Source organism: Streptomyces calidiresistens, assembly GCF_014141525.1.
Classification (GTDB): Bacteria; Actinomycetota; Actinomycetes; order Streptomycetales; family Streptomycetaceae; genus Streptomyces; species Streptomyces calidiresistens.
The window spans coordinates 1-10,397 of the sequence record NZ_VKHS01000109.1; the positions used below are offsets into that span (position 1 = coordinate 1).

The following is a 10,397-nucleotide window of genomic DNA, read 5'->3' on the forward strand; positions in this document are numbered from 1 at the left end:
GGTGGGCTCTGCATGGCGGGTGGGGTGTCTCCTCGATCGTTCCGACGGCCCGCGACGGGCCGCGACGGGCCGCCCCCGGTTCCGCGGGCTCCTGTGGGTCGCGACGGGCCGCGACGGGCTCCGGTGCGCTCAGCGGGACCGGTCGGCGCGGTCCACGCCGTCCCAGAGGTTGTCATACCAGGGGCGGGCCACGGCGCCGCGACCGCGATCGGCGCGCTCCGCCCCATCCGTGGTGTCGGCCGCGTCGGGCATCACGAAGCCGTACTCGCCGGGCCGCACCCAGTGCAGGTGGCGACGGGCCTGCTGTTCGACGTAGGCGGGATCCTGCCAGCGGGCCTTCTCGTCGCGGAGTTGTTCGACGCGCTCGCGGGCCTCCTCGGCCAGGCGCTCCTGCTCGGCGATCTCCGAGCGCTGGGAGATGTACTGGCGCAGCGGATAGGCCAGGGCCACCGCCAACGAGCAGACGACCAGGGCCAACAGGGCCGCCCGGCCGGTGAGCCGGCCCCGACGGGCGGGGCGGCGCAGGCGTCGGCTCTGCGCCCGGTAGACCCGGGCGGCGGCCTGCTCACCCAGCACCTTGATGCGGGTGGTGGTGGAGAACCTGCCGGTGGAGAACCTGCCCCGTCCCTCGGCCACCCGCTCCTCCTCCGTCGGTGTCCCCGGACGTCCCCGATCCCCTCGGGCGTCCCTCGGCGTTCCGAACGACCCGAACAGCCGTCCCCGGCCACCGTACGGGACGGTGACCGGGGACGGGACGGCGACAGGCGGCGGGGGCGCCGGGGCGTCAGCCCTGCGGGCGGAAGCGCGGGAAGGCGCTGCGGCCGGCGTAGACCGCGGCGTCCTCCAGCAGTTCCTCGATGCGCAGCAGCTGGTTGTACTTGGCCACGCGCTCGGAGCGGGCCGGGGCGCCCGTCTTGATCTGGCCGCAGTTGGTGGCGACGGCCAGGTCGGCGATGGTGACGTCCTCGGTCTCGCCGGAGCGGTGGGACATCATGCAGGTGTAACCGTTGCGGTGGGCCAGCTCGACGGCGTCCAGGGTCTCGGTCAGGGAACCGATCTGGTTGACCTTGACCAGCATCGAGTTGGCGATCTTCCCGTCGATGCCGCGCTGGAGCCGCTCGGGGTTGGTGACGAACAGGTCGTCACCGACCAGCTGGACGCGCTCGCCCAGACGGGCGGTGATCTTCGCCCAGCCGTCCCAGTCGTCCTCGAACAGCGGGTCCTCGATGGAGACCAGCGGGTAGGCGTCGACCAGCTCGGCGTAGTAGTCGGTCATCTCCTCGGCGGTCCGGGAGCGGCCCTCGAACTCGTAGGAGCCGTCCTTGTGGAACTCGGAGGCGGCGACGTCCAGGGCGAGGGCGATGTCCTGGCCGGGGGTGTAGCCGGCGCCCTTGATCGCCTCGAGGATCAGGTCCAGGGCCTCGCGGTTGGAGCCCAGGTCGGGGGCGAAGCCGCCCTCGTCGCCCAGACCGGTGCTCAGGCCGCGCTCCTTGAGCACGGACTTGAGCTTGTGGTAGACCTCCGCGCCCCAGCGCAGCGCCTCGGAGAAGGACTCCGCGCCGATGGGGGCGATCATGAACTCCTGGATGTCCACGTTGGAGTCGGCGTGCGACCCACCGTTGAGGATGTTCATCATCGGGACCGGCAGCAGGTGGGCGTTGGGGCCCCCCAGGTACCGGAAGAGGGGGAGGTCGGCGGAGACCGACGCGGCGTGGGCGACCGCGAGGGAAACGCCGAGGATGGCGTTGGCGCCCAGGGAGGACTTGTCGGGGGTGGCGTCCAGGTCGAGCATGGCCTGGTCGATCAGGCGCTGCTCGGAGGCGTCGTAGCCCAGCAGTTCGGGGCCGATCTGGTCGCTGACGGCCAGGACGGCCTTCTCCACGCCCTTGCCGTTGTAGCGCTCGGGGTCCTTGTCCCGCAGTTCCAGGGCCTCGAAGGCGCCGGTGGAGGCGCCGGAGGGCACCGCGGCGCGGCCCGTGCTGCCGTCGTCGAGGCCGACCTCGACCTCGACGGTGGGATTGCCTCGCGAGTCGAGGATCTCCCGGGCTACGACGACGTCGATGGACGGCACGAGGTTCTCCTTCGTGTGGTCGGTCTCCAGCGGTCCGCAGCCTATCGGGCCGACGGCCCCCCGGGGCGCGCCGGCTCGCCCGTCGGACGCGGCCGGGTCGCTTCCGCGCCCTCCCCCGGAGGAATCACCGCAGGTGGGAGGGGGCGGATCGGGAAAGCATCTTTTTGTTTACGAGGAGAAGAAAACCCGGTGCGGCGGAGCGCGACGTCCGGCCGGACCGTCGCGGGCCGCCGCACCGGGAGGGGATCGGGCGGGTACCCGGGCGTTTCCGCCCGGGGGCCGTGCCCGATCGGCCCGGGGTCCCGATCGGTGATCGGGTCCCCGATCAGACGTTCAGCTTCTGACCGGGGAAGATGAGGTTCGGGTTGGAGCCGACGACGTCCTTGTTGGCCTCGTACAGCTTCTGCCAGGTGGTGCCGTGGGCGGTGGCGATCTTGTGCAGGGTGTCGCCGGAGGCCACGGTGTAGTTGCCGGTCGCGGTGCGCTCGCCGCCGCGGCTGGCCTTCTGGCCGGAGTCGGAGGCCGCGGGGGCGCTCTGCTGCGGCTGCGACTGCTGCGGCTGCTGCTGCGGCTGCGACTGCTGGGGCTGCTGCTGCGGGGCGGACTGGGCCGGGGCGCTCTGGTTCTGGCTCTGGCCGCCGTTGGGGTTGACCTCGGCGGCGGGGCCACCGGCGGTCAGGCCGGCCACCACGCTGCAGTGCGGCCAGGCGCCGGGGCCCTGCATGGCGAGCAGGCGCTCGGCGGTGGCGATCTGCTGGTCCTTGCTGGCCAGGTCGGCCCGCGAGGCGTACTGGGTGCCACCGGCGGCGGCCCAGCTGGACTGCGAGAACTGCAGGCCGCCGTAGTAGCCGTTGCCGGTGTTGATGGACCAGTTGCCGCCGGACTCGCACTGGGCGACGCGGTCCCAGGTGGCGACCGGCGCGGCGGAGGCCGAGGAGGCGCCGATGACGGGGATGGCCACGGCGGCGCCGGTCACACCGGCGGCCACGGCGAGACGGGTGGACTTGGAGGGACGACGGTGACGACCCTTGCCGGAGAACAGCATGAGATTCCTTCTCACCGAACGCCTGCGAGGTGAGCTGTCGGGTTCGGGCGTGGTGAGTGGCCCGGCCGGTGGGGAACGCTTCCGCGCTCCTCGCCGGCTTCACCCCGAGCCGTTCCGGATGGGATCCGGACCGGCGACTTACCTGGGTCCCCCGCTCCTGCCTGCGGTGCTGACGCGTACGACGGCATGACCTCCGGACCGTCGGCAGGATTCGGCGTGCGGTCCGAGGCGCCCGTTGTGGAACGAGCGTGGCGACACTAGACACAGCGAGCATCACGATTCAAGAACAATCAAGATCGCGTCACGGGCGTCGCTTGACGGGGCCGAGGCATCGTTACCGCAGGTCACGGACGAATCGGAGGAGTGGGACACACCCGCCACAACCGTATTACCACGAGACGATGGTCACACGATCGGCGCACCACCGGGCTGCCATATCGTCACAAAAGGCCCATCGACCCGAACGCCGGAAGATGCCCGGAAACTGACTTTTCCTCACCTCTTCGCCCCGCACAGCATCCCCACAAAACGGACAATCAATCCGATATCGCCGGGGTGGACGGGAGTCGATGCGCCCGGCGCGGTCGGGGCATCGACCGATCCGCGGAGGCTCCGCGCCCCCGACCCCGCGCGCCGGTGCCGGCGGACCGCCGCACCGGTGTGGCGGGGCACCCCGGCGGGACGGGCCCGGAGGGCCCACGGGGACGCCGGGGCGCGCGGAACGCACACGGCCCCTCCCGGGGAACCGGGAGGGGCCGGTTGGAGCCGCACGGGAGCCGTCGGGCGCCCCGCACCGGCGGGACCCGGCCCGCCGGTGCCGGAGGGTCAGCCCTGCGCGCCGCCGGCCGCGTCCTCGTCGTCGAGGTCCGCCCCGAGGTCGTCGAGGTCGGCCTCCGCCGCCTTGCCGGAGGCGCCGACCACTCCCGAGGTGTCCAGGCTGAGCACCTGGCCGGGCACGATCCGGTCGGGGTCGGAGCCGATGAGGGTCTCGTTCGCCCGGTACAGGGCGTTCCAACCGCCCTCCACGGTCTGCTGGTCGGCGATGCTCACCAGCGAGTCGCCCGGCAGCACCTCGTACGCCGCGGGGTCCTCCACGGCCCCCTCCGTGTCGCCGGACGCGTCCTTGCCGCCCTTGCCGCTGCCCGCGTTCCCGGAACCCCGGCCGTTCCCCTCGCCGGTCCCGGTCCGGTCCGTCGTGTCGGTGTCGCCCGTCCCGCCGGTCTCCCCGCGGTCGCCGGGCGTGCGGTCGGAGGTGCCGCCCCGCTCCCCGGTGCCCCGCTCCGTGTCCTCGGTGTCGCGGTCGGCGGCGTGCCGGCCGGAGGCGGGCTCGTCGATCCGCTCGGCCTCGTTCGGGTCGGGGGCGCCGCGGTGCCGACCGCCGGTGGAGGTCTCCGCCCCGGTCCCGGTCGACTCCCGGTCCTCGACAGAGGATTCGGTGCCGGCGAGCGACAGACGGCCGGCGCCGCTGCCGGTGTCGTCGACGATCCCGGAGATCTGACGCGACCGGGAGGGCGCGGCGTTCTCCGCCTCGGCCTGCCGCTCGGCCGCCGCCGCCTCGGCCTCCCGCGCCTGGCGCACGGCCTCCAGGAGGCCGCCGCTGTGCGCGCAGTCGGGGAAGGCGCCGGGGCCCTGGTCGGCGAGGATGCGCTCGGCCACGGCTATCTGCTGGCTGCGACCCGCGAGGTCCGGGGTGTCCGCGAACTCCTGCCCGCCGTACTCGATCCACAGCTTCAGCGGCAGTTGCAGACCGCCGTAGTAGCCGTTGCCGGTGTCGGCGGTCCACTCGCCGTCACTCTCGCACTGGGCGACCCGGTCCCAGGTCTCACCGTCGACCGCCTGTGCCGCCCCGGCCCCGAGGAGAGGGAGCGCGGCGCCCGCGCCGGTCACGCCTGCGGCGACCAGGAAAGCGGGGGCCTGACGGGGGCGACGATGACGACCGGACCCGGAAAGCATGACGAAGGCCTCTCGATGGAATCACACGGACCCCGCGCGCATCGCCTCCGGGATCTCGCCCGGAGCCGAACACCGTTGCGGTTGACGCCAGAACCTAGCCAAACCCGGGAGCGGATCACAAGCCGATCCCGCACGGATCACGCGCAGATCACAGTACTGACGGAGCGTTACCGACCGGGAGGTCCGTTTCGCGCCGGAAGTCCACCGGCAGGGTCCGCAGCCCCCGCATGATGAGTCCGCCCCGCCACCGCAGTTCCTCCGGATCCGCGGCAAGTCGCAGGTCGGGGAGGCGGGTCAGCAGTGCGGACAACGCGATACGCCCCTCCAGGCGGGCCAGTGGGGCCCCGAGGCAGTAATGGATACCGTGACCGTACCCCAGGTGTTGTTGGTCACTACGCGTCAGGTCCAGCCGATCGGGGGCCGGGAAGCGCGCGGGGTCGCGATCGGCGGCGGCGAGCACCACCAGCACCGGGTCCCCTGCCGCGATGCGTTGCCCACCGATCGTCAGCGACTCGCGGGCGAAGCGCCAGGTGGCCATCTCCACCGGCCCGTCCCAGCGCAGCAACTCCTCCACCGCGCGGTCCACGGCCGCCTCGTCCCCCGCCCGCACGACACCGCGCAGGTACTCCAACTGATCCGGGTGACGCAGCAGGGCGTAGGTGCCGTTGCCGATCAGATTGACCGTGGTCTCAAAACCGGCAAAGAGGAGAATAAAGGACATTGCGGCGGCTTCCTCGCCGGTGAGGTGCTCGCCGTGGTCCGAGGCCCGGATGAGGGCGGTGATCAGGTCGTCGCCCGGCTCGGCCCGCTTGCGGTCGATGAGTTCGGAGAGGTAGGTCCGCATCCGCTTGACCGCCCGGCCCACCCCGCCGCGCCGGCCGGCGGTGTGCAGCATCATCCCCGCCCAGTCGCGGAAGTCGTCGTGGTCCTCCTCCGGGACCCCGAGCAGGTCGCAGATGGCGTAGATGGGCAGCGGGAAGGCGAACTCGTGGATGAGATCGGCCGAGCCCCGGGGCGCGAATCCGTCGATCAAACGGTGGGTCAATTCCTCCACTCTCGGCGCGAAGGCAGCCACCCGGCGCGGGGTGAAGGCGGCGGAGACCAGGCGGCGCAGCCGGGTGTGGTCCGGCGGGTCGATGTTGAGCAGATGGGTCATCAGGTTCGCGCCGCGCTCCCCCGGGATGCCGACCCGGCCGCGCTCGTGCGCCGCCGGGCCGTGCCGATCGGGGTTCTTGCTCAGTCGCGGGTCGGCCAGGGTGCGCCGGGCGTCCTCCCAGCGGGTGACGAGCCAGGCGGAGACACCGCTGGGCAGCGTCACCCGGTGCACGGGGGCGCTCTCCCGCAGCCGGGCGTAGGCGGGGTAGGGGTCGGCCGCGAACCCCGGGCCGAACAGTTCGGGTACCGGGGACGCGGCCGGGCACCCGGCGCCGGCCGGCGCCGGATCCGAAGCCCGATCCGGGGTCGGCGGTGTCGCGCCGGCGGCCCGGGAGGGGGGCTGCGACGGAACGGCCGGGGAGTCGGCGGGCCCGGCGCGGACGGCGTCCGGGGCGGCGACGGCGTCCGGGGCGCCGGGCGGGGACGGAAGGGAGGGAAACGGGCACGACACGCCCTCGACCGTATCCCCCGCCGAGCCGTGGGCGGGAGCGGGGCCGCCGGGACGGTCATCCCGTTCCCGATGAAGTCGACGGGCCCCACGAGCCCGGTGAAGAGGGGAAGGAACGGCATCGGCTCGCCCCGGCTCCGGAGAATCCGTCTCCTCGGCTTCCCCCGGGGAGGAACCACCGGCAGGGGAGGTGTGATCGCCGTGCCGGCCCACCGGTCCCGGGAGCGCCGTCGCCGGCGCGTCCGCCGTCGGGGCCGCTCTCGGGGCCGTCATCGGGGGCGGTCGCCGGCGGGTCGCCATCGGGAGCCGGAAGAAGTTCCCACCCTCTTCACCCCTCTTGCGGCGCCCCCCCTTTCGCCCTCTTCGTCCTCCGGGCCTCCGGGATCGGTGAACAGGAGAAGGGAAAGCGCTCGCGCCGATCGGTCAGCGCACCGGCCGACCGGCCCGGTCCGGCAGCATGGCCGAGACCCGGAAGCCCCCCTCGGGGGTGACCCCGCAGACGAACCCCCCGCCCAGGGCCTTGACCCGCTCCCTCATGCCGACCAGGCCGTTGCCGCCGCTGGGCAGCACGGGATCGGCTCCGGGGGTGTCCGGCGGCGGTCCGTTGCGGACCTGCACGGCCAGTTCCTCCTCGCGGTGCGCGACCCGCACCACCGTGGACGCGCCGGCGGCGTGCTTGTGCACGTTGGTCAACGCCTCCTGGACCACCCGGTAGGCGGTGCTCTCCACCACCGGTGGGTGCTCGCGCACGGTCCCCTCCACCGACAGCCGCACCTCCATGCCCGCCGCCCGGGACTGCTCCACCAGGTCGGCCAGGTCGCGCAGGCGGGGCCCGGCGTCCGCCGGATCGACGGGACCGCCCGAATCCACCCGGGCGCCGCCCGGCTCCCGCCCGTCGGGACGCGGGCCGGCCGGCCCGCCCGCCGCCGCGCCACCCCCGGAAGCCGGGAGGGACCTCCCCCCGGACCGGTCGGGGCCGGGACCGTCGTCCCCGGCGCGGGGGTCGGAGTCCGGGGCGCCGCCGGCCGCCGGCACCGAGCGGCGGCCCGGGGCCGGGGCGGGTTCGACACCGGACCCGGCCCCCGGGCCCGGCGCGGGGATCGCCCCGCCGTTCGCCGTCGTCTCGTCCGCCCTCAGCACGCCCAGCATGGTGCGCAACTCGGTGAGCGCCCGGCGACCCATGTCACCGATGAGGGCGGCGTTCTCCGCCGCCCGTTCCGGGTCCTCCCGCACCACGACACCCAGCGCCGCCGAGTGCACCACCATCAGCGAGACGCGGTGGGCCACCACGTCGTGCATCTCCCGGGCGATCCGGGTGCGCTCCTCGCGGCGTGCCCATTCGGCCCGTTCCCCCGCCCGTTCGGCGAGGAGCGCCAGTTCCCGCTCCAGACCGTCGGCGCGTTCGCGCAGCGACTCCACCAGCCGGCGCCGCGCCCGCACGTACAGGCCCAACAGGACCGGCGGGAAGACGGTCAGCATCGCGAACATCGTCGAGACCAGCAGCGTGAACCAGGTGGGCAACCCCTGCTCGCGATACAGGTCGCCGCCGTCCAGGGAGAGGACGGAGACCAGGATGGAGCCCATCCCGACCATGCAGGCGAAGGAGGCGACCACCCGACGCGGCACCTCGGAGGTGGCGAGGGTGTAGAGGCCGATGGAGGCCATCACCCAGCCCATCTGGGCGGGGAGCACCGCGATGGCGATCAGGATGACGGCCACCGGGGAACGGCGGCGCAGGACCAGCAGCGACCCGGCGAGAGCGCCCAGCGCCATGACCGGGAGCGTCGGCAGACCGGCGCGGCCGGCGAAGACGATGCCCTGGGCGGCGCACTCGGCGGCGGAGAGCAGTGCCAGGCAGGAGTCGAGCAGCGCGCTGCGCCGCCGGGGCCACCACAGGAACCCCGACGGCGGCCGGGCGGGGCCCTCCCCTGCCCCGGGAGCGCGCGCGGGAACGCCGCGCGGCTCCACCCCCGTTTCCGTCATGGACACCAGACTACGACCGCCTGTCGACCCCTTTTCGGGTGACCCGGTGGAGGTCCGGGGACGGCGGCGCGCCGCGATGCCGACCTCGGGTAGGGTCTGTGCTGCGATCCGCCGTGGGGTAACCGGTAGCCCGCAGGACTTTGAATCCTTGTAGTGCTGGTTCGAATCCAGCCGGCGGAGCCATGGCAGGGGCCGGGACTCCCGGCCCCTCGGCTTTCCCGCACCCGCCGGGCCCCGGCGCGGGCGCCCTCCCGATCAGCGCACGCCGCCGCGCAGCCGCTGCACGCACAGCTGCTCGTCCTCGCGCAACTGTGCCAGCACGGGATCGCGGGGATCGAGATCGGTGGCCAGGTCGTGCAGCAGTCGCCGGATCTCCGGCAGCGCGCGACCGTACTGGCCGATGTCCAGCAGAGTGGTGGCGTACTGCTTGCGCAGCGAGCGCACCACCCGGGAGGAGGCACCGTGCCGGGCGGTGGCCATCGGCACCGCGTGGCTGAGCAGCTCCGCGACCCGGGTGTAGTCCCCGGTCGTCAGAAGACGCTTGACCTCGCCGATGGTGGCCGCCAGCTCCGGGTCCGGGTGCGGCCCGCCGGCCGGCCGCACCGGCGGCCAGGGGGCCAGGGGGCGGCGGAACGGGCGGGTGGGATCCATCTGCACGGCCGCGCCCGGCGGCGCCTCCGGGTCGGCCCGCCCGAGCAGCGGCTCCAGCTCGGCGAAGAGGGCGTGCGCGTCGGCGGGACGGCGTTCGGGGTCGCGGTCGAGCAGCCGGTGCAACAGGCGGGGCAGTTCGGCGGGCGCGTCCGGGCGCAGCGAGGCGGCGGGCTCGGGGTCCTCGTGCATCTTGCGGTAGAGCAGGCCCGTGGCGTTGGGCGCGGTGAACGGCACCCGACCGGTGAGCAGTTCGTAACCGATCACACCCAGCGCGTACAGGTCGGCCCGGGGGCCGGCGGGGGTCCCGCCCAGTGCCTGCTCGGGCGCCATGTACAGAGGGGTGCCCAGCAGGGTGCCGGTGCGGGTGAGTCGGGTGTCCTCGTCCTCGCGGACCGCCGCGATGCCGAGGTCGAGCACGGTGACCCGGCCGTCGGGGCGGACCATCGCGTTGCCGGGCTTGAGGTCCCGGTGCACGATTCCCTCGCTGTGCACGGCGACCAGCGCGGAGGTGAGCTGGGCGAGGACGGCCACGGTCCACGACCACGGATAGGGCTCGTTCTCGGCCCGGTGGGCGGCGAGGTTGGAGCCCTCGATGAGCTGCATGACCAGATAGAGCCAGTCGGCCTCGGCCCCCGCGTCGTGCACGGCGACCAGCGAGGGGTGGTCCAGGCGGGCGGTGGCCCGGGCCTCGCGCAGGAAGCGGCGGCGCAACTCCTCGGGCTCGATGGCGCCGGTGACGGCGGCCAGGCGGTCGGAGTGCAGCAGCTTGACGGCGATCCGCCGACCACCCAGGGCGGTGTCGCGGCCGGACCAGACCTCCCCCATGCCGCCCCTGCCGAGCGGTTCGGTGAGCTGGTAGCGGCCGGCCAGGAGCCGGGGGGTCACCGCTGGTCCCCGCCGCGCAGCCAGTCGTCGAGCTCGTCGAGTTCGGAGGCGACCTGGCGCATCCGCCGGGACGCGGGCGCCGGGGTGTCCGGCGGGGGCGGCGTGTCCCCGCCGGAGCGGGCACCGCCGTCGGCCGCCGGCTTCGTGAGCGGAACGGCACCGGCGGGGGGCACCGCGGGAGGCGGGGTCGCCGGCCGGTGGGGTGG

The 10,397-nt window shown here is 74.0% G+C and carries 7 protein-coding genes, 1 tRNA gene, 1 pseudogene and 1 riboswitch; of the genes and pseudogenes, 1 reads left to right on the plus strand and 8 read right to left on the minus strand.

Going from position 1 to position 10,397, the window contains the following annotated elements; genetic code table 11:
* Positions 1-129: 129 nt before the first annotated feature.
* The 6 genes from FOE67_RS07325 to FOE67_RS07355 all read right to left on the minus strand — a co-directional run bounded on the left by FOE67_RS07325 (position 130) and on the right by FOE67_RS07355 (position 8,655).
* Positions 130-636 (minus strand): FtsB family cell division protein, encoded by a 507-nt coding sequence (locus tag FOE67_RS07325; RefSeq protein ID WP_182661696.1) that lies wholly within the window; start codon positions 634-636, stop codon positions 130-132.
* Between the two features lie 148 nt (positions 637-784).
* Positions 785-2,071 carry a phosphopyruvate hydratase gene (eno, locus tag FOE67_RS07330; RefSeq protein WP_182661698.1) on the minus strand — a complete coding sequence of 429 codons (1,287 nt, stop codon included), beginning with the start codon at positions 2,069-2,071 and terminating at the stop codon, positions 785-787.
* A 325-nt stretch (positions 2,072-2,396) separates the two neighbouring features.
* Positions 2,397-3,116 carry a LysM peptidoglycan-binding domain-containing protein gene (locus tag FOE67_RS07335; protein ID WP_182661700.1) on the minus strand — a complete coding sequence of 240 codons (720 nt, stop codon included), beginning with the start codon at positions 3,114-3,116 and terminating at the stop codon, positions 2,397-2,399.
* A gap of 3 nt (positions 3,117-3,119) precedes the next feature.
* A riboswitch (cyclic di-AMP (ydaO/yuaA leader) is annotated at positions 3,120-3,295 on the minus strand.
* Positions 3,296-3,941: 646 nt separating this feature from the next.
* Positions 3,942-5,069, minus strand: a complete 1,128-nt coding sequence (locus tag FOE67_RS30295; protein ID WP_323384426.1) for a transglycosylase family protein — start codon at positions 5,067-5,069, stop codon at positions 3,942-3,944.
* A 148-nt stretch (positions 5,070-5,217) separates the two neighbouring features.
* Positions 5,218-6,462, minus strand: a complete 1,245-nt coding sequence (locus FOE67_RS07350) for a cytochrome P450 family protein (protein WP_228473649.1) — start codon at positions 6,460-6,462, stop codon at positions 5,218-5,220.
* Between the two features lie 633 nt (positions 6,463-7,095).
* Positions 7,096-8,655, minus strand: coding sequence for a sensor histidine kinase (locus FOE67_RS07355; RefSeq protein WP_182661704.1), 1,560 nt, complete (start codon positions 8,653-8,655; stop codon positions 7,096-7,098).
* Positions 8,656-8,762: 107 nt separating this feature from the next.
* On the opposite strand from FOE67_RS07355, the gene FOE67_RS07360 reads away from it, so the two are divergent.
* Positions 8,763-8,838 (plus strand) — tRNA-Gln (locus FOE67_RS07360).
* Between the two features lie 72 nt (positions 8,839-8,910).
* On the opposite strand, the gene FOE67_RS07365 is transcribed toward FOE67_RS07360, so the two are convergent.
* Positions 8,911-10,191, minus strand: coding sequence for a serine/threonine-protein kinase (locus FOE67_RS07365; protein WP_323384428.1), 1,281 nt, complete (start codon positions 10,189-10,191; stop codon positions 8,911-8,913).
* Positions 10,188-10,397, minus strand: a pseudogene (locus FOE67_RS07370) (hypothetical protein); the annotation flags it as partial. The gene FOE67_RS07365 and the pseudogene FOE67_RS07370, both read right to left, overlap by 4 nt.